We start from the raw sequence: 25,315 nt of genomic DNA, 5'->3' as shown, positions 1-25,315 counted from the left end.
CAACAGTCGCTATCTTCATGATGAACGCTCCTTTGCCGTGGACGTCACGACCGCTCCACTCTGGCATAAACCTCTCGCTGCGTAGCGGGAGTCGTCCATCACATCAGAGCCCAAGGACGCGATTGAAGGCGCGCGGCTAACAAAACCAGCGCTTGAAAAAGCACCCAACTGAAAGCGAAACAGAAACTATCGGCGCAGCAGATAGTTTCTCTCGCGAATCGCGATTTCCTTTCTGGCGCCAGGGCGAATAGGATGATCGGTACCGCATCATCCCCCGCTTCGACACCCCCGGAGCAGCGACGGAGATTCCGCATGGAACACCAAGCCCGCACGCAGAACGAAAGGCTCGACATCAAAACCACCACCTGCTACATGTGCGCATGCCGTTGCGGCATTCGCGTGCATCTGCGTGAAGGCGAGGTGCGCTACATCGACGGCAATCCAGAGCATCCGCTGAATCAGGGGGTGATTTGCGCGAAGGGCGCCTCGGGCATCATGAAGCAATACTCGCCGGCGCGCCTCACGCAGCCGTTGATGCGCAAGGCCGGTGCGGAACGCGGCAGCGCGCAGTTCGAGCCGGTGTCGTGGGAGGTCGCGTTCAACGTGCTCGAAAAACGCCTGGCCGTGATCCGCGCCACCGATCCGAAAAAATTCGCGCTGTTCACTGGCCGCGACCAGATGCAGGCGCTGACCGGCCTGTTCGCCAAGCAGTTCGGTACGCCTAACTATGCCGCGCACGGCGGCTTCTGTTCGGCCAATATGGCGGCCGGCATGATCTACACGATAGGCGGCTCGTTCTGGGAATTCGGCGGACCGGATCTGGACAGCGCCAAACTCTTCTTCATGATCGGCACAGCGGAAGACCATCATTCGAATCCGCTGAAGATCGCGATCTCGAAGTTCAAGCGCGCGGGCGGCCGGTTCATCGCAATCAATCCGATCCGCACCGGCTACGCGGCGATTGCCGACGAGTGGGTGCCGATCAAACCCGGCACCGACGGCGCGTTGTTCATGGCGTTCCTGCACGAACTGATCGCCGCCGACGCATGGGATCACGAGTTCGTGCGCCGCTATACGAACGCGGCGGAGCTCGTCGATCTCGACGAAGCCAGCGAAAACTTCGGCCTGTTCGTGCGCGATCCCGAGCGGCCGGTGGGCAATCCGCTGTTTCCGCAGAACCATCTGTGGTGGGACGCCGAGACCGCGCGCGCCGTGCCGCATCATGCGGCTGGCGTGACGCCCGCACTCGACGGGCGCTATACGCTCGACGACGGCACGCCGGTCACGCCGTCGTTCGCGTTGCTGCGCGAACGCGTCGCCGCTTGCACGCCCGAGTGGGCCGCGGCCATCACCGGCATCGCGGCGGAGACGATTCGCCGTCTCGCCGGCGAAATGATCCAGACGAGCCGCGAGCACCGCATCACGTTGCCGATTCGCTGGACCGACGCATGGGGCGAGACGCACGAAACGGTGACCGGCAACCCGGTGGCCTTTCACGCGATGCGCGGGCTCGCCGCGCACTCCAACGGCTTCCAGTCGATCCGCGCGCTCGCGGTGCTGATGTCGCTGCTCGGCACGATCGACCGGCCCGGCGGCTTTCGCCACAAGTCGCCGTTTCCGCGCGCGGTGCCGCCGTCGGCCAAACCGCCGAACAGCCCCGACGCCGTCAAGCCGAATACGCCGCTTGCCACCGGACCGCTCGGCTGGCCCGCCGCGCCCGAGGATCTGTTCATCGACGAACACGGCGGGCCGGTGCGGATCGACAAGGCGTTCTCGTGGGAATATCCGCTCGCCGTGCATGGCGTGATGCATAGCGTGATCACCAACGCGTGGCGCGGCGATCCGTATCCGATCGACACGCTGATGATTTTCATGGCCAACATGGCATGGAATTCGTCGATGAACACGATGAAAGTGCGCGAGATGCTGGCCGACAAGCAGGCGAACGGCGAGTACAAGATTCCGTTTCTGGTGGTGTGCGACGCGTTCCAGTCGGAGATGACCGCGTTCGCTGATCTGATCTTGCCGGACACGACCTACCTGGAGCGGCACGACGCGATGTCGATGCTCGACCGGCCGATCTCCGAGTTCGACGGCCCGGTGGACTCGGTGCGCGTGCCGGTCGTGCCGCCCACGGGCGAGTGCAAGCCGTTCCAGGAAGTGCTGATCGAGCTCGCGTCGCGGCTGAAGTTTCCCGCGTTCACCACCGCCGAGGGCGCGCGGCGCTTTCGCGACTATCCCGACTTCATCGTCAATCACACGACGTCGCCGGACTCCGGCGTGGGCTTTCTGATCGGCTGGCGCGGCAAGGACGGCGACAAGGCGTTGGTGGGCGAGCCGAATCCAAAGCAATGGGAGCAGTACGCGAAGAACAATTGCGTGTTCCATTACCGCTTGCCCGAGACGTTGCAGTACATGCGCAACTGCAACGGCCCGTATCTCGACTGGGCGGTCAAGAACGGCTTCCGTAAATTCCACGAGCCGATTCTGATCCAGCTTTACTCCGACGTGATGCAGAAGTTCAGACTCGCCGCGCAGGGCCGCACGAGCGGCAGGCAGCCGCCGGACCACTTGCGTGCGCGCGTCGAAAAGTATTTCGATCCGTTGCCGTTCTGGTACGCGCCGCTCGAAGGCGCCGCCACCGATCTCGCGCGGTTCCCGCTTGCCGCAGTGACGCAGCGGCCGATGGCGATGTACCACTCGTGGGACTCGCAGAACGCGTGGTTGCGGCAGATTCATGGGGAGAACTATCTATACATGAATCCGCTGATGGCGGCCGAGAACGGTATCGCCGACGGCAGCTGGATCTACGCGGAATCGCAATGGGGCCGCGTGCGCTGCATGGCGCGCTTTAGCGAGACCGTCGAGCCGGGCACGGTATGGACGTGGAACGCGATCGGCAAGGCGGCGGGCGCGTGGAATCTCGGCGCGGGCGCGAATGAATCGCAGCGCGGCTTCCTGCTCAATCACCTGATCACCGACGAGCTGCCTGGATCCGACCAAGCGCACGACCAAGCGTCCGCGCGTCTGTCGAACTCCGATCCGGTGACCGGCCAGGCCGCGTGGTACGACGTGCGCGTGCGCATCTATCCGGCCGAAGCGGACGCGCGGCACACGCTGCCGCAATTCGATGCGATGCCGGCGCTGCCGGGTTCGAACGGTGTGATCTCGCGGATCGTGCAGACCTACTTCGCGGGCCGAGGCGAGTTCGCGGCGCGGTTGCGCGGCGCGAACCGGCGCAAGTAGCGAGGCAATCGCGTGATAAGAGCGATGTTAGGTTAGCAGCGGCAAGGAGCTTTTGATGACCCAGATGGCGTTGGTAATCGACCTGAACGTGTGCGTGGGGTGCCACGCTTGCGTGACCAGTTGCAAGGAATGGAACACGTCGGGTGAATCGGGCAGTCTCGCCGACCTGAACCCGTACGACGCGGACCCGTCCGGCACTTTCTTCAACCGCGTGCAGAGTTTCGAAGCCGGCAGTTTTCCCAATGCCGAGACGATCCATTTTCCGAAGTCGTGTCTGCACTGCGAGGATCCGCCGTGCGTGCCGGTCTGTCCAACCGGCGCGAGCTACAAGCGCAAGGAGGACGGGCTCGTGCTGGTCGATTTCGACCGCTGCATCGGTTGCAAGTACTGCGCTTGGGCGTGTCCGTACGGCGCGCGCGAACTCGACGAAGGGCGCAAGGAGATGACCAAGTGCACGTTGTGCGTCGATCGCATCCACGATGAAAACCTCTCCGAGCGCGATCGCCAGCCGGCCTGCGTGCTCGCGTGCCCGACCTCGGCGCGGTTGTTCGGCGATATTCACGATCCGAACTCGGTGGTGTCGAGAGCGATCGAGGAGCGCGGCGGTTATCAGTTGATGCCCGAGTGGAACACCCGGCCGGCGAATCATTATTTGCCGCGCGTGCCGACCGTGGCTTCGGGCTGCGGCAGCGACGCGTGTTCGTGTCAATCGGGCGGTTCGGCTGGTTCGACGATCGACCCGGCATTCGCGCGGGGTTCGCTCGACGCACAACTCGAGCGCGGTGAACTGCATCTTGCGTCGATGGCGACGCGCATCTAGACGAATCGACAGGATCTCACGATGAATCCGGCATTCTCCGTAGTGTTCCTCACTACTTTGAGCGGTGCGGCCCAGGGCCTGCTGATCGCGCTCGTTGGCGTGGAAAGCGCCGCGCAATTGGGTTTGCTCGCGCCTCCCGCGACTGTGTTCTATCTTGCCGGCGCGGCTGTCTCGGTGCTGTTGGGCGGACTCGGACTGATCGCATCGTTCTTCCATCTGGGTCATCCCGAGCGCGCATGGCGCGCGATCGCGATGTGGCGAACCTCGTGGCTGTCACGCGAATGTCTGTGCCTGCCCGTGTTTCTCGCCTGTGCATTCTTGTACGGCGTCGCGCACTGGTTCGGTTCGCCGTGGTCGCTCGCGTTGGGCTGGCTCGGCGTGCTGGCGAGCGCCACGCTGTTCGTCTGCACCGCGATGATCTACGCGTGTCTGCGCTTCCTGCAGGAATGGGCCACGCCGCTCACGCTGGTCAACTTCGTGCTGCTCGGCTGCGCGTCGGGCTTCACGCTGGCCACCGCGCTGAGCTCGTGGTTCGCGCCGGCGCTGACCGTCGGGCTCGCCATCTGCGCGTGTGTGCTGACGCTCGCCGGCTGCGTGAGCCGCTCGGCATCGCTCGTGCGCAATGCGCGCTTGCGGCCGAAGTCGACGGTGCAAAGCGCAACCGGCATCCGCAATCCGAAGCTCGTGCAGGTGTCGCGCGGCTTCACCGCCGGCGCGTTCAATCTGCGCGAGTTCTTTCACGGCAAATCGGCGGGCACGCTGCGCGGCATCAAATGGGGTTTCCTCGCGGCCGCGTTCGTCGCACCGGTCGCGTTGATGGTGCTGGGTGCGAGCCTGCATTCGATCGGCGTCTCGCTCGGCTTGCTGGCCACGGCCTGTCTCGTGCAATACGCGGGCCTCGTGGCGGAACGCTGGTTCTTCTTCGCCGAAGCGAAGCATCCGCAGAACCTCTATTACGCGAGAGTCGGCTGAAGCGCGGCCGCGCATGGCCGCGCGGTGGTGCCGCGCACGACCGGCTCGATCGGCAGACGCTCTCTACCCGCACGCGCCCACTTCACCGCACGCCGTACAGAAATCACACCCGTCCTTGCGAATCACCGCGTTCGCACCGCAAGACCCGCACTTGCGCCCGAGCATCGTATGCAGTCCCTGCGCACCGCCGGGTTGCAGCAACGCAGTGTCGTCGGCATCGACCGGCGGCGGACGGATGCCGAAGTCCGCCGACAACGCCGTCTCCGCTTTCATCTGCCCGCGCGGCAAACGCGCCAGCATGCGCGAGGCCACCTGATTGCCTTCGGCGTCGAGAAAGCCGCGCCGATGCAGAATCTGCTGGATCGCAAATGCGAGCGCGGCCACTTCCGAGTCGTGCCAGCGCGGCGTGCGATGCCCGTCGAGACGTTGCACCTCGCCGAGCCGGACTTGCCCGCGATCCCACGAGACCTTGCGCATATCCTGCAAGTTGCGCGCGACAAAACCGCCGCGTGCGGCAAGCGACAGCGAGCGCATCGTCGCGGTGATCCATTGCTGCGATTCGTCGCGCTGGCCGGTGGGAATGAAGAATTCGATGGGCCGCTCGATCGTCACGTCGTCACCGCCCAGACGACCCGTCACCTCGATAAACGACACCGCCACATAAAGCGACTTCTTGCCCGCCTGCGTCAGATATTCGACTTTCTCGATGATCGCCGGCAATTCACCCTTGGGCCGATGATCGATGGCGATACGCAGCGGATCGAGATCGCTGTCGGCGAGCGTGTCGTCCGCTTGCGGCTGGCTCACGCTCAGTACCGCACCGAGCGTCTCGTTCGGGCGGTACGTGGCAAGGCCTTTGAGGCCGCTTTTCCACGCGTCGAAATAGAGGCTCTCGAACGCTTCGAACGGATAGTCGGCGGGCACGTTCACCGTCTTCGAAATCGACGTGTCCACGTAAGGCTGCACGGCCGCCATCATGTCGAGATGGTCGCGCGCCGACATCTGCAGCGCGCTGACGAAATAGTCAGGCAGCTTGCCGACGTCGCCGCCAAGCTCGCGATAAAGCCGGTACGCGTAGTCTTCGACGTCGAACGATTCGCGCCCGCCGTCGGCCATCACCTTCATGCGTGTGTAGGTCCACGAGAAGGCCGGCTCGATGCCGTTCGACGCGTTGTCCGCGAACGCAAGGCTCACCGTGCCGGTCGGCGCGATCGACAGCAGATGGCTGTTGCGGATGCCGTCGCGGCGGATCGCCTCCTTGATGTCGTCGGGCAGCCGCGACGCGAAGGTGCCGGCTTCCAGATAGCGCTCAGCGTCGAATAGCGGAAACGCGCCGCGTTCTTTCGCCAGTTCCACCGACGCGCGATACGCCTCGTCGCGCATCAATTGCGCAATGCGCACGGCGAAGAAGCGGCCTTCCTGCGAGTCATAGCGCAGGCCGAGCATCACGAGCGTGTCGCCGAGGCCGGTGAAGCCCACGCCGATGCGCCGCTTGGCGCGCGACTCGTCGTATTGCTGCGGCAGCGGCCACAGTGTGACGTCGAGCACGTTGTCGAGAAAGCGCACCTGCGTGCGGGTGCGTTTGGCGAGGCCGTCCCAGTCGAACGAAGGCCGGCGGCCCTGCATCTGCGCGAACGGATCGATCACGAAGCGCGTCAGGTTCAGCGGGCCGAGATTGCAGCAGCCGTACGCCGGCAGCGGTTGCTCGCCGCACGGATTGGTCGCGCGAATGGTTTCGACGGCGCGCAGATTGTTGTCCTCGTTCATCCGCGAGATGAACACGATGCCGGGTTCCGCGACATCGTAAGTGGAGCGCATGATGCGCTCCCAGATCTCGCGGGCCGGGCGTTCGCTGTACACCCACAAACCGTCTTCGCGTTGCCGCACGTCGCCGGCCGAGCGCAGCGCCGGCGACGGCTCGGCGCGATGCACCAGCTGCCACGGCTGGTCTGCTTCGACCGCGCGCATGAATTCATCGGTGACACCGACCGACACGTTGAAGTTGTTCCAGCGTCCCTTCGAATGCTTGGCTTCGATGAATTCGAGCAGGTCGGGGTGGTTGCAATCGAGCACGGCCATCTGCGCGCCGCGCCGCGAGCCGGCGCTTTCGACCGTGCGGCACGACGCGTCGAACACGTCCATATAGCTGCACGGTCCCGACGCCGACGAACTGGTGGTGTGAACGCGCGCGCCTTTGGGCCGGATCGCGGAGAAGTTGTAGCCGACGCCGCCGCCGCGGCGCATGGTTTCGGCCGCCTGCAGCAACGCGACGTAGATGCCGGGCAGGCCTTGCTCGTCGACGCCCTGGATCGCGTCGCCGACCGGTTGCACGAAGCAGTTGATCAGCGTGGCGGCGATGCCGGTGCCCGCCGCGCTCATGATGCGGCCGGCGCCGAGCGCGCCGTGCCGCAGGTTGTCGACGAACAGCGCCTCGACCGCTTCGCGCAGCGCCGGCGGCTCGGCCTCGGCGACCCCGCGGGCGACGCGTTTGAAGACGTCGTCGACCGATTGCTCGTCGCCTTTCGCGTATTTTTCGAGCAGGACGTCGACGGAGAATTGTTGCGGTGCGACGAGTGGAGTGGGGGGCGCTAATGCCGCGCGGGTTTCCGGCGTGTCTTCTGCCATGTCATGCCCTCAAACGGCGCCGCCACGGGCGCGGCGCGGTGGGTGGAAATGCGGGTCACTATACCGTCGCGCAGGGAGCCGACGGCTGACTTCACGCAATGAGGTCCACCTTAACGCACGTGGCGAAGAGCCGCAATTGGAGGGTGTTCGGCCCGCGGCGCGGCGCGTCCGTGCGATGCGGGTTGTTTGCCGGCCGCGTCGGCGCTAGATGCGCGACGCCGGCAAAAAGTCACGGCAGGAGAGTCACTCACACCAGAATCACAGCGGATTGAAGCGTCAGGCTTCGGCAAGCGCGGAGAGCAGTTCGGCGCAGATCATCGCCGAAGCATTCGCCGGCGCCGGGCGTTCTGCCGGCTTGAACACCGCGTCGCCGCGGCGGATCTTGCGGCGCGACACCGCGCAGGTGCCGGACGTATGCGCCGACCTGCGCCGCCAGCGCTGCTCGCCGTAATGACAGCGTCCCGGTTCAACCCAGCGGATCACCAGCGTCGTGTCGGAGCGCTCGAGAATTTCGATGCGTACGCCATTGGTACCGTCAAGGGGGATGGACTCTAAGGTCATCATCATCGGCTCCGTATTGTGGACAGCCGAATGTAGTCCCGTGCGCGCCGGATAGCCATTGTGCCGCGGTTGAAACAGTGTTCTCCAAATAGCAACAATCCCGCTTGACATTTACGATCGCTTGAAATGGCGGGCTTTGCGGGCCGTTATTATGTGAATTTTTAATAGCGTGGATTTTTGCAACGCAGTGTTGCCCGCAGCGCGACGAGAGCGCCGCCCGCAAGGGGCGCCGGCGCTTCCTTTAAGATGTGGTTTTCAATCAGCGACCGTGCGCGGCAAGTGTAGCGGGTTTGCATTTTTCCGGCCGGCTCGCGCGCATATCCCAAAAGAGCAGAGCTCACATGATTTCACGCCCACCCGACATGCCTCCCGAACGGCCGACCATGCCGGATCGCCTGAAAAAGCAGAAGGCGGCCTCATTCGCGCTGTACATCGGACTGGTGCTGCTGGCCTTGTGGGTCGTGCGCGATTTCATCGCGGTGGTCGCGTGGGCCGGCGTGGTCGCGATCGCGCTGTGGCCGCTGTTGCGCATGGTCGAGGGCAACCGCTGGTTCACCGGCCGCAAGACGCTGATCGCCGCGGCGCTGACGCTCGCGATTGCGTTGCTGGTGGTGCTGCCGGTCGGCATCGGCATTGCCCAGGCGCTGCGCGAGGCGCATGACCTGAACGAGTGGTTCAAGAGCGCGCGGGAAACCGGGATCACGATGCCGGACTTCATCGCGCGTTTGCCGTTCGGCGTGCAACAGATTTCGGCGTGGTGGCAGGCTAACCTCGCTCAGCCGCTGCGCGATTCGCCCGCAATGAAGGGACTGCACAGCACCACGGTGATGACGCTCGGCCGCCAATTCGGTGCGCGCGCACTGCATGCGGTGATGGTGTTCGCGTTCATGCTGATCACGCTGTTCGTGATTTTCCAGGCGGGGCCGCGCCTGTCCGGCTCGATGATCAAGGGTGTGCGGCGCGGCTTCGGCGAGGACGGCGCCGAGCTTCTGCAACGGATGGCCGCGGCGGTGCGCGGCACGGTGTCGGGGCTGGTCGTGGTCGGACTCGGCGAGGGCGCGCTGCTGGGCGTCGCCTATTTCGTCACCGGCTTGCCGCATGTCGCGCTGCTCGGGTTCATCACCGCGATTGCCGCGATGCTGCCGTTTTGCGCGCCGATCACGTTCGGCCTCGCGGCGTTGTGGCTGCTCGTGCAAGGCTCGTTTGCCGCGGCTGTCGGGCTGATCGTGTTCGGCTCGATCGTGGTGTTCATCGCCGAGCACTTCGTGCGGCCGGTGCTGATCGGCAACTCGACGCGCCTGCCGTTCCTGCTCGTGCTGTTCGGCATTCTCGGCGGGGCGGAGACGTTCGGGTTGCTCGGCATCTTCATCGGCCCCGCGCTGATGACGGTCCTGATGGTGTTGTGGACCGATCTCGTGCGTTAGGGGCGCGGGGGTTTCGCACGCATTTGACGCGCGCCTCGGGCGTACATCACACGCATTTCATGCGCGCCTCGCGCAGACGTCGCGCGCACCGCACGCGCACTTCACGCGCATTTTCACGCCCACTGCAGCCCCGCTCACGGCCGCTGATTCGACGGATGCTCCACCGCCGGCGGCTTCACGCAGCCAAGCGTGTACTTCAACGCAGCGGGCAGCAGCGCGCTCCAGACATCCCAGGTGTGGCCGCCGTCGATGATGCGCAGCGCCGCCGGATTGCCCGCCAGCCGAAGATGCGTGTACAGCAACGACGCATCGGCCTGGATCGTGAGGTCGTCGTCGCCGGCGGCGATGAACATCGGCAGGCGATACGGCCGGCTCATGTAGCGGTCCCACTGCGCCGGATAGTTGAGCTCGTGCCAGACGCGCGGATCGAACTGCCGGTCGCCGAACACGCCGACGTGGCGCGCGGCCGACGCGCGCGGCGGCTCGTTCGCATAGATCGCGGGGCTCAGCAGCAACGCGCCGCAGAACCGTTCCGGTTGCGTCATCGCGTAGCGCAACGCGCCGAAGCCGCCCATCGATACGCCGCCGATCATCCTGCCGCCACGCTGCGTCGACACCGCGTAGTGCGTTTCGATCTCGGGCAGCAGATCGTCGAAGAACGCGGTTTCCATCTTCTCCTTGCGATCGACGTACCAGTCGGTGCCGCCTTGCGGCATCACGATCGCGACCGGCGGGATGTCGTTGTGCTCGATTAGCGCATCGGCGGCGCTTTGCAGGTGGCCCTGGGTGAGCCAGTCGTTGGCGTCGCCGTTGTTGCCGTGCAGCAGATAGAGCACCGGAATGCGGGCGGCGTCCTGACGATAGCCGGTCGGCAGATAGATCGTGTAGCTCCAGTCGCGGCCGAGCGCTTCGGAATGGAAGCTGCGGCTGACGACGGTGCTGGCGAATGCTGGCATGTCGGCGGCGACGGATAGCACGACAAGTGCGGAATATAGGAATCGACGCATGTCTGAGTACGAAGCTGACGCGAAGCCTGCGCGCGGCCGCCATGCTATCAGCATTGGCAGCGGATTTGAGACAAGTGGGTTGAGAAAGATTTGGGCCGCCAGCGCGTGCTGCCCACGCTCGCTTCTTACCGCTCAGGGCGACGTCCCGAGCCGCGCACCGACGAAGCGTCCGACCCAGCGCTTGAGCGGCCCCACGCCCAGCGCGACGCTGAACAGCGCCCCGACTGCGATCGCATCCGCGAGCAGACCGAGCGGATAGTTCAGATAGCCGTCGGTCGCCGCATACAGCACCGAGTCGACCACCAGCGAGATCACCGCGCCGGCGATAAAGCACAGCAGCCCTTTGCGCCCGATCACGCCGACCCACGGCAGCCATTGAGCCAGTTTTTTCGCCCAGCCGAGCTGAATCAGATTCGCGACGAGCCACGCAATGGAGAGGAAGTTGACCGCCCGCAAATAGGACAGATTCTGCTTGAGGCTGCTGTCGAGCGGTTCGTGGATGATAAAGAGCTTGTAGTAAGCCGCGGCTGCCACCACGCCGAACGCCAGCAGGCTGACGATCCAGCCGACACGGTGCGCGCTGACGCGTTGATAGACCGGCTGGCAACGCGCGAGCACGCCTAGCACGAACAGTAGTTGCCACGCGAACGGGTTGAAGTCCCAGTGCATGTCCGGCGCGGCGGGCAGGTACGCGTCGATGGCCGGCGCGCCGGCCCACAGTGCGACGCTGCCGGCCAGCAGCAGCCACGGTTTGCTGCGCGCTAGCGGCAGGATCATCGGCACCAGCAGCGCGAAGAACGCGTACATCGGCAGCACGGAGGCCAGATAGGGCTGGCGGCGCAACAGCAGGATGTCGCGCAGCGCCGCGCCGGGCGTGGCCATCAGATCGTCGAGATCGGTGGTCGCGAGATTCGGCCCGTCGATCCTGAACGCGCTCAGCACCGCGCTGACCAGCAGCATCAGCCCGGCGGTCACGAGGAACGCGCGATAGATCTCCAGCGAGCGTCGCAGGAAGCGGCTGCGCGCGATCGTCTCGTTGCGCCGTTCGGCAAGCGCGGCGTAGGCCGTCGCGGTGGCGAAGCCGCCGAGGAACACGAACACTTCGGCGGCATCGCACAACGCGTAGGCGTGCAGCGTGACGCGCGACAGGATGCTGCCGCCGATGTGATCGACGACGATGACCAGCAGAACCAGTCCGCGAAAAAAGTCGAGTTCGACTAGACGGGTGGGGGATTGTTGCATTGTTTGCGCTAAAAGCAGCCCCGTGCGACGGCGCGCTGATCCAGCGCGGCAGGCGTCTCACAAGGCTTTTGAAATTGGATTGGGGTGCTGCGGCGGGTGCACGATTCACGTCGCGACCCACGTCGCCGCGTTCGACCGGCCTCGCGAGGCGCGGTGTCAGGGGGCAGTAAAAATGACTCTTGCCAGGGCACGGAGTTCCGCTGCGCCGCCGCAAAAACCGTCGATTATATTTCTTTCCGTGACAAAGCCGCCGCCAGCCGCGCAACGCAGCGCGCCAGCGTGGCAAAGCGTTGCCGGGTTCAAGCCCGGTGGCGCGGCGCCCTTTACCTGAACGAGCGTCGCGACAGAAGAGGTAGTCGCACTCAGTGGAGATTTCGCAACATTTGAAGAGATCGAAGCGTCCCCTAATGGACGGCCAGCCAACGGCGTGTGAGGATTTCTGAAAAGCGCAACGGGGTCGAAAGCAGCCTGTCGAAGTGCCCGAAAAGCGCCAAGAGCAAAGCGGCCAGATCGAGTGGTCCGATTACTCGAGTGCAGGGATATCTTCATGAACAAGCAAGTGTTCGCGCTGGCTGTCTCCGCCGCTGCGTCTGCCGCTTTTGCCGTGCCCGCCGTCGCCCAGACAAGCGTCACGCTGTACGGGGTGATCGACGAAGGCATCAACTACACCAACAATGTCGGCCGCGGCCATGTCTACGAACTGACGAGCGGTTTTGCGCAAGGCAGCCGCTGGGGCCTGAAAGGCGCCGAGGAACTCGGCGGCGGCCTGAAAGCGATCTTCCAGCTCGAAAACGGTTTTGACCTGAGCTCCGGGCGGCTCGGGCAGGGCGGCCGGATGTTCGGCCGTCAGGCCTACGTCGGCTTGAGCTCGGAGCCTTACGGCACCTTGACGTTCGGCCGTCAGTACGATTCGGTGGTCGACTATCTCGGGCAGACCACGGCTAACGGAAGCTGGGCCGGTCTGCTGTTCGCGCACCCGCTCGACAACGACAACACCAACAACACGTTTCGCCTCGACAACACGGTCAAGTACACCAGCCCGTCGATCTCCGGCTTCCAGTTCGGCGGCACCTATAGCTTCAGCAACGACACCGGCTTCGCGAACAACCGCGCGTACAGTTTCGGCGGCCAGTACGTCTATGGCGGCTTGCTGGTGGCCGCGGCGTATCTGCAGGGCGACAATCCCGGCCACGGCGCGAACGGAGCGATCACCGCCAACGACGCCAATTTCATCGCGGCCCGCATGCGCGTGTTCGGCGGCGGCATTACCTATACCTTCGGTCCGGCGACGGCGGGCTTCGCCTACAGCAACTCGAATTATCTGAACCCGACCGGCAATGGCTATCTCGGCACCACGCCGCTCGTGCCGCCGGGCGTGCTGCTGAACTCGCTGAAGTATCAGAATTTCGAGGTGAACGGCAAATACCAGATTTCGCCGATGCTGTTCGTCGGCGCGCAATACGTGTACACGATCGAGACCTTCGATGCGTCGAGCGGCGGCGTAAAGCCGCGCATTCACTCGTTCGGGCTGATGGCGGACTACAACCTGTCCAAACGCACCGACGTCTATATTCAGGGCGAATATCAGCAGGTGACGGGCGACCTGACCTACTCGATTCTCGACTTTGCGTTCATCCCCGGCACCCAGTCGCCTTCGTCGACATCGAAGCAGGTCGTGGTGCGCGCGGCGATCCGGCATAAGTTCTAGGCGCGCTTCGCTGCGGCGTTTCATTGCGGCGATTGATTGCGGCGTTTCATTACGGCATGCCGCCGCGGTTCCGGTCGAACCGCGCGGCTATCTTCCCACGCTCGCGAGGCGCAGAATGTCGTTCAGGCGTGGTCCGTCCCGCGCCTTCCTCGACGCTTTCCAACGACCTTGGGAATCCACGCAATGAATACACGTCAACTGGGCCGCCAGGGCCCGCGAGTTTCCGCTCTCGGCCTCGGCTGCATGGGCATGTCCGATCTGTACGGCCCGGCCGACCGCGACGAAAGCATCGCCACGATTCACGCGGCGCTCGACGCCGGCATCACGCTGCTCGACACCGGCGACTTCTACGGCATGGGCCACAACGAAATGCTGATCCGCGATGCGCTGCAAGGGCGTCAGCGCGAGAACGTGGTGATCAGCGTGAAATTCGGCGGGTTGCGCGATCCGGCGGGCGGCTGGATCGGATTCGACGCGCGACCGGTGGCGGTGCGCAATTTCCTTGCTTATACGCTGCGGCGGCTCGGCACCGACTACATCGATATCTACCGGCCCGCGCGGCTCGACCCGGCGGTGCCGATCGAGGAGACTGTCGGCGCCATCGCCGATCTGGTGAAGGCCGGGTATGTGCGCCAGATCGGTCTATCGGAAGTGGGCGAGCAAACCCTGCGCCGTGCGCAGGCGGTCGCGCCGATTGCCGATCTGCAGATCGAATACTCGTTGATGTCGCGTGACATCGAAGCCGCGATCCTGCCTGTGTGCCGCGAGCTCGGCATTGGCATTACCGCTTACGGCGTGCTGTCGCGTGGCTTGCTGAGCGGCACGTGGTCTAAAGAGCGGGGCGCGCAGAAAGATTTTCGCAGCGTCAGTCCGCGGTTCCAGGGCGAGAACCTCGAACGCAATCTGGCGCTGGTCGACACGTTGCGCTCGATTGCCGATGCGCGCGGCACCAATGCCGCGCAACTGGCGATTGCGTGGGCACTGTCGCGCGGCGAGGATATCGTGCCGCTGGTCGGCGCGCGCCGGCGCGCCCAGTTGACCGATGCGCTGGCCGCTGCCGAACTGAAGTTGAGCGCCGACGAACTTGCGCGGATCGAAGCGGCGATTCCGCCGGATGCGGTGGCCGGCACGCGCTACAACGAAGTGCAGATGGCGCATCTGGACAGCGAGCACGGCGGGCATTGATTGAACAGGCGGTTAGCCCGCTCGCTGGGAAAATCCGGCGGTGAGGATAGGCACGCCTTGATTGAGCGATTGTCGCCAGGGTGCGCGTTTGGCGGGTCATGAATATCGGGCGGCGGATTCGCTGTCTCGCAGGCCTGCCGCTCAGTTCATGACGTAGTTCTGAATCAGAATGCCGACTAGCACGCCAGCCGGGACGCCGGACGTTCTGCCGCGCAAGGTGGCGCTCAGGTCTTCGTCGAGCACGAAGCTGCAACGGCGTTCGCGCAAGAAGGTCTTATCGGCCAACGGCTTTGCATCGACGATCACAAGGGAAGCGAGCGCGGCCACGATGATCTGTTGCAACGCATGCAGCCTCGCCATAAACGGCGAGAATTCACCGGCATTGCACAACAGCACCATGATCACCGCAGCGACGAGGGCGCCGAATAAGAATCCGCCCATGAACCTGCTCGCGGAATTAAGAGAATCCACTTAAACCTCAACTGCCTTCGTCACTTTTGTCGAGCTGACGAAGCAAAAGAATACGCCGATGGGAAAGGGCTCCCTCCGATACTCCGACGGCGCTGAGGAAGCGCCGCCGCCAGACTTCAAAGAGACCGGTAAGAATATTTTCTTTAGGTTTCGCTGAAAATCGGACTCTTCTTAATGCTCGTTGGGACGCCTCCGAGAAATGTGGCGCCTGCGCAAGCTCAATCCGCGCGTCCATTGCCGACCCCAGGCAATGAACTCGTGCGCGATCGCTTGCTCAAACGGTATCGCGCTGTCGCCGCCCGGCGCCGCGCCTTGCCTTACGTTTGCCTTAGACAAGCCCGCTTCTTTTCACGGAGACTTCATGAGCAATCGCGCAACGCAAATCCTTCCGCATCATCGTTATGTTCATTCGCTGGGCGCACCGCTCGCCTGCGTGCAAGGCACGATCAGCAAGGTGTTCGACAGCCCGGAAAATCACCACGGCGCCAATCACCAGCACTTCGTCATCAAGATCGACACGGTGCTGAAGTTCGAAGGCGGTACGCAGAACCTGGTGGGCACCGAGGTATTCGTCGCCGTGCGTTTCGGCGACAACGAAGGACTGGCGCAGGAAATCCCGGGACTCCAGGCGGGGCAGCCGATCGAGGTGCAGGGCGAATACATCCCCGAAGCCAGCGCCTATCCGACCGAGGACAATACGGATCCCGTCCTGCCGGTGCTGCACTTCACACATCATCCGGTGGGCTATGTGAAGTACCAGGGGCAGTACTACAGCTAGGCCGCGTTTGATGAAGCTGGACGGTCGCCAGTCCGTCCGCTTGCCGGCATGTTTGTCCCTCTCCACTTGCCGTTGCGACAGGCGGCGATTCAAGTTCCAGTGGCGATCTGCCGTTAAAGGTGACGTGATCGTCCGATCGCGCAGGGCGTCGCCTATGTCGCGCTTGCCGCGGTTTGTGATGCTTGCGCATGCAGACGCTCGGACGAGCTGTGTGGATCAGACGTGATCAGGCTGCGCGTATCCACGTGCGACCGGCCGGCGACGGCTCGAGTCGCGGCCCTGCCGCGTATGCCCGAGGCACGCGCCGCTACTACACGTTGCATTTGCAACGGTGTCGGCGCTATGTGCGTAATGTTTGTATCAGAGTGTGTGGGGCGGGCGTTTTTCGTAAAACGCACTTTACAATTCCGCTGGAATTTTAATCGGCGAATCTGACCCTTTGCGCTGGAGAGCGGCTGTTTGCAGGACGCCCGGCTCCGGTAAGCGCCAGAGGTTGGATTGATCGGCAGGGCACAGGATGAGCGCCGCACGAGGCGGCCTCGACATGTCGCGAAGAGCGCCGCGCGGCGTAAGACAGCGCGCATCGCACCCGACATGACGGCATCCGGCCCGCCCATGAATAGAGCAGGAGTCGAACAAAGATGGGAAAGCGCTTCGACAGAACGATGATGGCCAGTCTGACCAGCGTGTGGGTTGCGCTGGCGGTCAGCGGTTGTGCGAATGTGGGGCAGCAGAACGACGCGGCGGCTAGTGCGGCGGCTAGCGCGGCAGCGGGCGCCGCAGCTGCGTCCGGCGTGCCGGCGACGAACGGGGCGGCCGCTGCAGCGCCGGCTACCGCGTCGGCGGGTACGCTGGTCACGATCGGCGCCGACGAGGGCACGCCGCTCAGCAAGTCGCCGCCGCTCGTGTATCGCGTCAAGCGTGGCGACACGCTGGCGCGCATCGCGCAGCATCATCATTGCAGCGTCAAACAGCTACAGGCCTGGAACGGATTGAAGGCGTCGTCACGGCTGAAACTGGGGCAAGTGCTGCATGTCGCGTCGCCGGAAACGGTGCGCGCGGTTAAGGCTGCAAACGCGGCCAATGCGGCCGCCGCCAAGGCCACCGCGGCGGGCTCCGCGCCGGCGGCTTCGCTCGCGGCGCAGCAGGCATCGTCGGCGGGTTCGGCGGCGGCTTCGGCGCAGTCAGCATCGCCGGCGCCCACCGCCGAACAGGCACGTGAAGTCGCGCAGCAAACCGCGCGGCACGCGAACAGCGTCGCGCTGGCCTGGCCCGCGGGCGGCCGCGTGGTCGAAGGATTCCAGCCGGGCGAAACGCGCGGCATCGAAATCGGCGGCAAGCCCGGCGATCCGGTGCGCGCCGCCGCCGACGGCAAGGTGATGTACGCCGGCACAGGGTTGAACAGCTACGGCAGTCTGATCATCGTCCAGCACAACAAGGACTTTCTGACCGCCTACTCGCACAACCGCAAGCTGCTGGTCAAGATCGGCGACATCGTTCGGCAAGGGCAGCAGATCGCGGAGATGGGCGACGAAAACAACTCGCGCGTGTCCGTGGGCTTCGAGTTGCGCCGCAACGGCAAGCCGGTCGATCCGCTGCGGTATCTGCCGCAAGGGCGCGGCTAGTCACGCCTGGTCACGCGCCGTCAATCGAACCACCGCAGCGCCGCGGCGACGATCGCTTCCGGCGCATCTTCCTGCATCAGGTGGCCAGCTTCCGGCACCGCCTGAAAGCGCGCTGCCGGTATCGCGGCGGCCAGTTGACGGCCGCGTTCGAGCGGGATCCACTGGTCCTGTTCGCCCCACAGAATCTGCACCGGGCAGCGCACGCGCGGATAACGCGCTTCGACCTCGTCGGTGTAGCGCTGGTCCATCTGCGCGATCTGCCGGTAGAACGCGGCTTGTCCCGTGGCGCCGAGCCACGGCGTCACGTAAGGCGCGAGTTCGTCGTCCGGAATCTCGCGGGCGATCGCGCCACGCACATAGGCCTTCACCACCGCTTCGTGAATATAAGGCGGCAGCCCGGCGAATGCTTCGCCGTGGTCGCGCACATGCCGCACGAACGGCGAACCCCACGGCGCAACCGCGACCGGATCGATCAGCGTGAGACTGCGGTACTCGCAACCGTCGAGCAGATGCGCGCGTAATGACGTCGCGCCGCCGAAATCATGCGCGATGACGTCCGGGTTCTTCAGCTTCCAATGCGCGAGCAGTTCCGCGAGCAACACATTCTGGATGCCGAGAGAAACGTCCTGCCCGTCGCGCTGCTCTGATTGGCCGTAGCCGAGCAGGTCGTAGTAATGAACCGTGCGTGTCTGCGCGAGATGCGCAGCAATGCGATGCCACACATACGAAGAGAACGGCGTGCCGTGAATCAGCACCAGCGGCGCACCGTTGCCGGTCACGTTGTAGCGCACGGTTTGATCGCGGAATGTATAGCCTTCGGGGAGCGGCCAGGTTTGCATAGCGATGAGCGTCGCAAGAAAGTCTGCTTACCTTAGCAGGGGGACGCGCAGCGTGCTGCGCGGCTTTTCGTAGACGGCTCTGCATGGCTCCCGCAGAAGCTCACCTTTGTTTTATTCAGCAACGCCAGGCAAATTCAGAAACGTGGCGCTGGCGGGAACACTTGCATGACCAGTCGGCCGCGTCGGCAACTCACACTCTTACGAATCGAGCATAAATTGGCTTGAAACAACGGGTATTTGTGCTGGCTGGAGTCGGGAAGCCAGGTAATCCATCGGCTACGAGCGCATGCCGCGTTCATGCTGGCAGCGCTCCATCGATTGAAAGCCGACTTTTCAACGGTGAGGAAATTCGGGAGCCGGCGGCGCGATGCGCCGCCGCGCTCGCCGCTCGACTGCAAAGGCACTTGCCGCATCCCGGTCAAGCGAACGAGCCAGCGCGACCCAGCCTACTTCGTCTGAGTACCGCGCAACAGTTGCGACACCTGGCCGTGGTGATGCAGGATCGCCGGATCGGCCTGCAACAACGGCAGGTAGCGCGGCAAAAACATATTCTCCGGCAGATCGGGCGAGAACAAACCGGTGACCGCTTCGGCTGCGGCGAGCCGGTCGGCGGCGTCGGCTTCCTTGTCGTCGAGGATTTCGTCGACGCTTGCAATGACCGTCGAAAGCGACGTGAGCCAGCGAAACCCCGAACCGTTGATGAGCACTTGCAGAAAGGCCGCGGGCGTCACCGGACCGAATTGCCTTTCATACACTGCGCGTTCGTGATCGAGAATGGCCTTGTGCAGCGCCAGTAGCGGCCTGCGAATGTCCGAGAGGAATTGAGTGCATTGCTGGTCGTCCATTGTGTTGCTCCTTCGGATGGTCTGGCCGGATCGGAATCGCGTGTTCGCGCGAAGCGCGCCGGCTCGCGCTAATGCGCCGATGGTAACGCATTGATTCGAATCCCGTTTCAACCCGGCGCGAGGCATCGGCAAAGGTCCCTCGCAGCGGCCAGCCGCGCCCGCCTGCAAGGCGAACTTCTTTTTCGACGGCTACAATTTGCCGGTCTGTTCCGGCGCGTGCGCGCCGCGCATCATCCGCCGTTGCAACTGCATGCCAGGCGCATCGCTGATTGGTTTGGCTTGCCAAACAAACACGGCAAGTCTTTGCGTTTTGGTTCGACGTCTCTGTCTAAACAGCCTCATCGACAATAAGCCCCACCCGGAGCCGCTCATGACAACCTTCAACATCAACGGTGAGACCCATACCGTCGACGCGCCACCCGACATGCCCCTGTTGTGGGTGTTGCGCGATCTCGTCGGCCTGACCGGCACCAAGTTCGGTTGCGGCATTGCCCAGTGCGGCGCATGCACGGTGCATCTCGATGGCGTCGCGGTGCGCTCGTGCGTGTTTCCGGCGGCGGCGGTCGGCGACCGGAAAGTCATCACGATCGAAGCGATCGGCGGCACACCGGCCGGGCAGAAGGTGCAACAGGCATGGCGTCAACTGGACGTCGTGCAATGCGGCTACTGTCAGTCGGGGCAGGTGATGGCGGCGGCCTCGCTGCTCGCGAGCAACCCCAATCCGACCGATGCGGATATCGACGCCGCGATGGCCGGCAACATCTGCCGCTGTGGGACGTACAACCGCATCCGCGCGGCGATCAAGCAAGCCGCGAAGGGAGCCTGATATGTCCCGGGGATTGCTCGATGCACAGAACGGCGCAGCGTCGTCGAAAGGCAGCGCAGGCGGTGTCTCGCGCCGCGCTTTTCTGAAATTCGGCGTGACGGTGGGCGCGGCGGCCGGCGGCGGCTTGCTGCTCGGCTTCAGCATGCCGGCCGCGAGCCAGGATCAGAAGGCCGGCAAGTCGGCGATCGGCGGCGACGCGGTCGAAGCGCCGCAAAGCGGCGTATTCGCGCCGAACGCGTTCATCCAGATCGACACCGCGGGCAAGGTCACGCTGGTGATTCCGAAGGTCGAGATGGGCCAGGGCGTCTATACGTCGATTCCGATGCTGATCGCCGAAGAGCTCGAAGTGCCGCTCGACGCGGTCACGCTCGATCACGCGCCGCCCAGCGAAAAACTCTTCATGGACCCGCTGCTCGGCGGCCAGCTCACCGGCGGTTCGACGTCGATCCGCTTTGCATGGGAGCCGATGCGCCGCGCCGGCGCCACTGCTCGCATCATGTTGATCAACGCGGCCGCGCAGCAATGGCAGGTCGATCCGGCGAGCTGCCGAGCGCAGGCCGGGCAGGTGATCCACGCGCCCAGCAAGCGCAGCATCGGCTATGGTCAACTCGCGGAAGCGGCGGCCAAACTGCCCGCGCCACAGAACGTGCCGCTGAAAGACCCGAAAGATTTCAAGCTGATCGGCACCGCGGTCAAGCGCCTCGATTCGCCGGAGAAAGTGGATGGCACCGCGCTGTTCGGACTGGACGTACGCGTGCCCGGCATGGTCTACGCGGCGATCGCGAACTGCCCGGTGTTCGGCGGCACGCTGGCCAGCGTCGACGATAGCAACGCGAAGAAGATCCCCGGCGTGCGCCAGGTCGTCAAGCTCGACAACGCGGTCGCGGTGATCGGCGACCACACGTGGGCCGCGAAGCGCGGCGTGCAGGCGCTCGACATCAAGTGGAACGAAGGCGCGGGCGCGAACCTTTCGATGAAGCAGATCGTCGACGATCTCACCAATGCTTCGCAGCGCAACGGCGCGGTTGCGCGCAAAGAAGGCGACGTCGGCAATGCGTTCTCCCATGCGAAGTCGCGCGTGGACGCCGTGTATCAGCAGCCGTTTCTCGCACACGCGACGATGGAGCCGGTCAACTGCACGGTACACGTGCGCGCCGACGGCTGTGAGATCTGGCTCGGCTCGCAAGTGCCGACGCGGGTGGTGGACGCCGCGGTGGCCGTCACGGGCTTGCCCGCCGACAAGATTGTCGTGCATAACCATCTGCTCGGCGGCGGCTTCGGCCGGCGGCTCGAGTTCGACATGGTCACGCAGGCGGTCAAGGTCGGCAAGCAGGTGTCGACGCCGGTGAAGGTGCTATGGACGCGCGAAGAAGACATTCAGCACGACATGTACCGCCCGTACTACTACGACAAGATCTCCGCCGGACTCGACGCGAACGGCAAGCCGATCGCGTGGCAGCACAGGATTGTCGGGTCGTCGATCCTGGCGCGCTTCGCGCCGCCCGCGTTCAAGAACGGCCTCGACCCGGACGCGGTCGAAGTGGCCTCGGACCTGCCGTACGACTTGCCGAACCAGTTGGTCGACTACGTGCGCCAGGAACCGCACGCGGTGCCCACCGCATTCTGGCGCGGCGTGGGACCGACGCGCGGCACCTTCGTGGTGGAGAGCTTCATCGACGAACTCGCCATCGAAGCCAAAGTCGATCCGGTCAAATACCGTCAGGATCTGCTCGGCAAAACACCACGCGCGCTGAATGTGCTCAACACCGCCGCGCAGGCGGCGGGCTGGGGCAGTGCGTTGCCGAAGGGGCAAGGGCGCGGCGTGTCGGTGATGCACGCGTTCGGCAGCTTCTTCGCGATCGTCGTCGATGTCGCGGTCGATCAGGGCGAGGTCGCGGTCAAGCGGGTCGTGTGCGCGGTCGATTGCGGGATGGTGGTCAATCCGAACACGATCGAAGCGCAGGTGCAGGGCGGCATCATCTTCGGCATCACGGCGGCGCTGTATAGCGAGATCACGATCAAGGACGGTCGTGTCGAGCAGAACAACTTCACCGACTACCGGATGCTGCGTATAGATCAGACGCCGCCGATCGACGTGCATATCGCGAAGAGCAGCGAGGCGCCAGGCGGCATCGGCGAACCTGGCACGGCGGCGCTCGCGCCCGCGCTGACCAACGCGATTTACGCGGCCATCGGCAAGCGGCTGCGGCAATTGCCGGTCGGCAGCCAATTGAAAACCGCCTGACGGGAGCCCGACATGAAAAACACACTGAAGGGTTTCGGCGCGGCGTTGTGCGTGGCGCTGCCGTTCATCGCGCAGGCGCCGGCTCATTCGGCCACCCCGGCAGCCACCCCGGCAGCGGCGCAGGCAGCAGACCCGGCGCTGGTGCAACGCGGCGCCTATCTGGCGAAGCTCGGCGATTGCGTCGCCTGTCACACGGCGCCGAAGGGCAAGCCGTTCGCCGGCGGCCTGCCGATGATGACGCCAATGGGCCAGATCTACACCACCAACATCACGCCCGACCCGCAGACCGGCATCGGCAGCTATACGGAAGAAGACTTTGCGCGGGCGATGCGCGAAGGCGTCGCGAAAGACGGCCATAACCTGTACCCGGCAATGCCGTATCCGTCCTACGCGAAGGTCAACGACGACGACATGAAAGCGCTGTACGCGTTTTTCATGAGCGGCGTGGCGCCGGTGCAGCAGGCGAATCGCGCGCCGGATATCAAATGGCCGTTGAACATGCGCTGGCCGCTGAAGTTCTGGAACATGGCGTTTCTCGAGAAGGGCGCGTATCAGGACAAGCCGGGCAAGGATGCCGCATGGAATCGCGGCGCGTACCTGATTCAGGGGCTCGGGCACTGCGGGTCGTGCCATACGCCGCGCGGCATCGCGTTCCAGGAGAAGGCGCTCGATGAAAGCGGCAGTGCGTTCCTGACCGGCGGCGTGCTCGACGGCTGGTTCGCGGCGAACCTGACTGGCGAGCACAACGTCGGGCTGGGTCGCTGGAACGAGCAGGATCTGCAGGCGTTCCTGAAGACCGGCGCGAATCGTCACGCGTCGGCGTTCGGTTCGATGACCAGCGTGATCAACAACAGCACGCAGGGCATGACCGACGCCGACATCGCCGCGATGACGACGTATCTGAAGTCGCTACCGCCGGCGGGCGGCAGCGGTGCGCCGCCTTATACATACGATCCGCAGGCGACCAAGGTGTCGCTGAACCGTCCCGCGAACGATGCTGGCGCGCGCGTCTATACGGCGTACTGCATGCACTGTCACGGCGTCGACGGACGCGGCTTCGCGCCGATGCTGGCGCCGTTGGCGGGCAATCCGAACGTGCTGGAGAAGGACCCGTCGTCGTTGATCAACGTGACGTTGAATGGCACTGACGATCTGGTGGTCGGCGGTGTGCCGTCGCCATTTCCCATGCCGAAGTTCGCGCCGGTGCTCGACGACAAGCAGATCGCCGACGTGCTGAGCTTCGTGCGAGCCGGCTGGAACAACGGCGCGCCGGCGGTAACGGCGGCTGAAGTGGCGAAGCTGCGCAAGTCGACGCAGGCGGCTCGGTAGTCGTCAGCGCAGTTATACGGGTAGTCATACGCGACAACGCAAAACAAACGGCAACCGTGCGGAACGCGGTTGCCGTTTTCTTACAGGCTTGGAAGCGCTGGCGCGCCGCAAGTCCCAGCTCAACGATGCTGCCCGACCTTCTGCCGCTTTTCGAGCACGCGTGCATACCACGTCAACGGGAAGCACATCGCGAAGTAAATCATCGCGACCATGCCGTAGATCGGAAACGGACGGAACGCGGCATTGGTGATCATCGTGCCGGTCTTGGTCAATTCGATGAAGCCGATGATCGACGCGAGCGCGGTGCTCTTCACCACTTGCACGAGAAAGCCGACCGTCGGCGCGACGGCGATCTTCAGCGCCTGCGGCCACACGATATAGCGCAACTGCTGGCTGAACGTCATGCCGAGACTCGCGCCCGCGGCCCACTGGCCGCGCGGCACGGCTTCGACGCAGCCGCGCCAGATATCGACCAGATACGCGCTCGTATAAAGCGTCAACGTGACGGTCGCCGCGACCCACGGCGATACATCGACGCCGAGCAGCGGCAAACCGAAGAACGCGAGAAACAGCTGCATCAGCAGCGGCGTGCCCTGAAACACTTCCACATACAGCACGACGATGCGGCGCAGCCACGCGATCGGCGACACGCGCATCGCGAGCAGCAACAGCCCGACAAGGCCGCCGCCGACAAACGCGATCAACGACAACAGCACCGTCCAGCGGGCGGCGAGCAACAGATTGCGGGCGATGTCCCACAGCGTGAATTCGACCATGATCAGCGCTCCGTCGGCAGGGTGCGGGCGCCGCGCCACATCAGGCGGGTGCGCCAGTTACGCGGTGCGCTGTCGTTGCCGCGCGCCGTGCGGCCCGCGAACAGGCCGCGTCCGAACCGGTTGAGGATTTGCCGCAACACGATCGACATCAGCAGATAGGTTGCGGTGATGATCACGTAGCTCTCGAACGAGCGGAAGTTGCGCGACTGGATGAAGTTGGCCGCATAGGTCAGATCGGGCACCGAGATTTGCGACACCACCGCCGAACCGAGCATCACGATCAGCACCTGGCTAAGGAGCGCGGGAAACACGTTGGCGATCGCCTGCGGCAGCACGACATGGCGAAACACCTGCCGTCGATGCAGGCCGAGCGCCTGCGCCGCTTGCACCTGGCCGGGCGGAATCGAATCGATGCCGGCGCGCACGATCTCGATCGCGTACGCGCCGAGATTGACGGTCATCGCCAGAATCGCGGCCTGGATTTCGTCGATATGAATGCCGAGACTCGGCAAGCCGAAGAACACGAAGAACAACTGCACGATGAACGGCGTATTGCGGATCAGCTCCACGTAGCTCGCCACCACCCAGCGCGCCCATTTCGGCCCGGCCACCGCAATGCTCGCGCCGCCGATGCCGACCAGGCCGCCGAGCACGGTGGAGACCGTGGTGAGCCCGAGGGTCACGGCAACGCCGCGCGCGAGCATTCCCGCATAGAGGCCGAAGCCGCTGAAATCGAACGCATAGGTCATCGCGTGGCGCTCATCATGAGGTCAAACTCCGCCGCGGACGCC

At 64.4% G+C, this 25,315-nt stretch carries 20 protein-coding genes; 11 read left to right on the top strand and 9 right to left on the bottom strand.

All coding sequences use genetic code 11. The features are described 5' to 3' along the window. Window positions 1–312: 312 nt before the first annotated feature. The 3 genes from HV744_RS29520 to HV744_RS29510 are packed head-to-tail and all read left to right on the top strand — an operon-like array spanning window position 313 to window position 5,038. Entirely contained in the window at window positions 313–3,246 is a 2,934-nt protein-coding gene (locus HV744_RS29520; protein WP_175152889.1) for a molybdopterin-dependent oxidoreductase, read from the top strand. 55 nt (window positions 3,247–3,301) lie between these two features. Beyond that, on the top strand, window positions 3,302–4,066 hold the full coding sequence (locus HV744_RS29515) for a 4Fe-4S dicluster domain-containing protein (protein ID WP_175152888.1): 765 nt from the start codon (window positions 3,302–3,304) through the stop codon (window positions 4,064–4,066). 21 nt (window positions 4,067–4,087) lie between these two features. Continuing rightward, window positions 4,088–5,038 carry a dimethyl sulfoxide reductase anchor subunit family protein gene (locus HV744_RS29510; protein ID WP_175152887.1) on the top strand — a complete coding sequence of 317 codons (951 nt, stop codon included), beginning with the start codon at window positions 4,088–4,090 and terminating at the stop codon, window positions 5,036–5,038. A 63-nt stretch (window positions 5,039–5,101) separates the two neighbouring features. Here HV744_RS29510 and HV744_RS29505 read toward each other — a convergent pair whose 3' ends face one another. After that, on the bottom strand, window positions 5,102–7,663 hold the full coding sequence (locus HV744_RS29505; RefSeq protein ID WP_175152886.1) for an adenosylcobalamin-dependent ribonucleoside-diphosphate reductase: 2,562 nt from the start codon (window positions 7,661–7,663) through the stop codon (window positions 5,102–5,104). Window positions 7,664–7,939: 276 nt separating this feature from the next. After that, on the bottom strand, window positions 7,940–8,224 hold the full coding sequence (locus HV744_RS29500) for a DUF3331 domain-containing protein (protein WP_175152894.1): 285 nt from the start codon (window positions 8,222–8,224) through the stop codon (window positions 7,940–7,942). A 341-nt stretch (window positions 8,225–8,565) separates the two neighbouring features. On the opposite strand from HV744_RS29500, the gene HV744_RS29495 reads away from it, so the two are divergent. Then, window positions 8,566–9,648 (top strand): AI-2E family transporter, encoded by a 1,083-nt coding sequence (locus tag HV744_RS29495; RefSeq protein ID WP_175152885.1) that lies wholly within the window; start codon window positions 8,566–8,568, stop codon window positions 9,646–9,648. 134 nt (window positions 9,649–9,782) lie between these two features. Here the strand turns inward: HV744_RS29495 and HV744_RS29490 are convergent, their stop codons facing one another. Together HV744_RS29490 and HV744_RS29485 are read right to left on the bottom strand one after the other, a co-directional pair. Next, window positions 9,783–10,655, bottom strand: coding sequence for an alpha/beta hydrolase (locus HV744_RS29490; RefSeq protein WP_175152884.1), 873 nt, complete (start codon window positions 10,653–10,655; stop codon window positions 9,783–9,785). Between the two features lie 132 nt (window positions 10,656–10,787). Then, entirely contained in the window at window positions 10,788–11,897 is a 1,110-nt protein-coding gene (locus HV744_RS29485) for an OpgC domain-containing protein (protein WP_175152883.1), read from the bottom strand. 547 nt (window positions 11,898–12,444) lie between these two features. On the opposite strand from HV744_RS29485, the gene HV744_RS29480 reads away from it, so the two are divergent. After that, a complete protein-coding gene (locus HV744_RS29480) occupies window positions 12,445–13,605 on the top strand; it encodes a porin (RefSeq protein WP_175152882.1) in 1,161 nt (386 codons plus the stop codon). Between the two features lie 183 nt (window positions 13,606–13,788). Next, the gene (locus tag HV744_RS29475; RefSeq protein WP_175152881.1) at window positions 13,789–14,790 is read left to right on the top strand and encodes an aldo/keto reductase; all 1,002 of its coding nucleotides are present in this window, start codon (window positions 13,789–13,791) and stop codon (window positions 14,788–14,790) included. 141 nt (window positions 14,791–14,931) lie between these two features. Here the strand turns inward: HV744_RS29475 and HV744_RS29470 are convergent, their stop codons facing one another. Continuing rightward, window positions 14,932–15,231, bottom strand: a complete 300-nt coding sequence (locus HV744_RS29470; RefSeq protein WP_246279245.1) for a hypothetical protein — start codon at window positions 15,229–15,231, stop codon at window positions 14,932–14,934. 391 nt (window positions 15,232–15,622) lie between these two features. On the opposite strand from HV744_RS29470, the gene HV744_RS29465 reads away from it, so the two are divergent. Together HV744_RS29465 and HV744_RS29460 are read left to right on the top strand one after the other, a co-directional pair. Next, window positions 15,623–16,039: a hypothetical protein gene (locus HV744_RS29465; RefSeq protein WP_175152879.1), complete on the top strand. Its 417-nt coding sequence runs from the start codon at window positions 15,623–15,625 to the stop codon at window positions 16,037–16,039. Window positions 16,040–16,680: 641 nt separating this feature from the next. Next, window positions 16,681–17,664, top strand: coding sequence for a peptidoglycan DD-metalloendopeptidase family protein (locus HV744_RS29460; protein WP_175152878.1), 984 nt, complete (start codon window positions 16,681–16,683; stop codon window positions 17,662–17,664). 20 nt (window positions 17,665–17,684) lie between these two features. Here the strand turns inward: HV744_RS29460 and HV744_RS29455 are convergent, their stop codons facing one another. Both HV744_RS29455 and HV744_RS29450 read right to left on the bottom strand, forming a co-directional pair. After that, window positions 17,685–18,503, bottom strand: coding sequence for an alpha/beta fold hydrolase (locus HV744_RS29455; RefSeq protein ID WP_175152877.1), 819 nt, complete (start codon window positions 18,501–18,503; stop codon window positions 17,685–17,687). Between the two features lie 446 nt (window positions 18,504–18,949). After that, window positions 18,950–19,348: a hypothetical protein gene (locus tag HV744_RS29450; RefSeq protein WP_175152876.1), complete on the bottom strand. Its 399-nt coding sequence runs from the start codon at window positions 19,346–19,348 to the stop codon at window positions 18,950–18,952. 370 nt (window positions 19,349–19,718) lie between these two features. Here HV744_RS29450 and HV744_RS29445 point away from each other — a divergent pair, with 370 nt between their 5' ends. Genes HV744_RS29445 through HV744_RS29435 form a run of 3 tightly spaced genes read left to right on the top strand, consistent with a single transcriptional unit; the run spans window position 19,719 to window position 23,748 of the window. Next, window positions 19,719–20,174 carry a (2Fe-2S)-binding protein gene (locus HV744_RS29445; protein ID WP_175152875.1) on the top strand — a complete coding sequence of 152 codons (456 nt, stop codon included), beginning with the start codon at window positions 19,719–19,721 and terminating at the stop codon, window positions 20,172–20,174. Window position 20,175: 1 nt separating this feature from the next. Next, entirely contained in the window at window positions 20,176–22,419 is a 2,244-nt protein-coding gene (locus HV744_RS29440) for a xanthine dehydrogenase family protein molybdopterin-binding subunit (protein WP_175152874.1), read from the top strand. A 12-nt stretch (window positions 22,420–22,431) separates the two neighbouring features. After that, a complete protein-coding gene (locus HV744_RS29435) occupies window positions 22,432–23,748 on the top strand; it encodes a c-type cytochrome (RefSeq protein WP_175152873.1) in 1,317 nt (438 codons plus the stop codon). 119 nt (window positions 23,749–23,867) lie between these two features. Here HV744_RS29435 and HV744_RS29430 read toward each other — a convergent pair whose 3' ends face one another. Next, the gene (locus HV744_RS29430; protein ID WP_175152872.1) at window positions 23,868–24,524 is read right to left on the bottom strand and encodes an amino acid ABC transporter permease; all 657 of its coding nucleotides are present in this window, start codon (window positions 24,522–24,524) and stop codon (window positions 23,868–23,870) included. Between the two features lie 2 nt (window positions 24,525–24,526). Next, window positions 24,527–25,273: an amino acid ABC transporter permease gene (locus HV744_RS29425; protein WP_175152871.1), complete on the bottom strand. Its 747-nt coding sequence runs from the start codon at window positions 25,271–25,273 to the stop codon at window positions 24,527–24,529. Between the last annotated feature and the right edge of the window lie 42 nt (window positions 25,274–25,315).

This window comes from Paraburkholderia ultramafica, from assembly GCF_902859915.1.
GTDB lineage: Bacteria > Pseudomonadota > Gammaproteobacteria > Burkholderiales > Burkholderiaceae > Paraburkholderia > Paraburkholderia ultramafica.
This window is presented reverse-complemented; position numbering and strand designations above follow the sequence as displayed.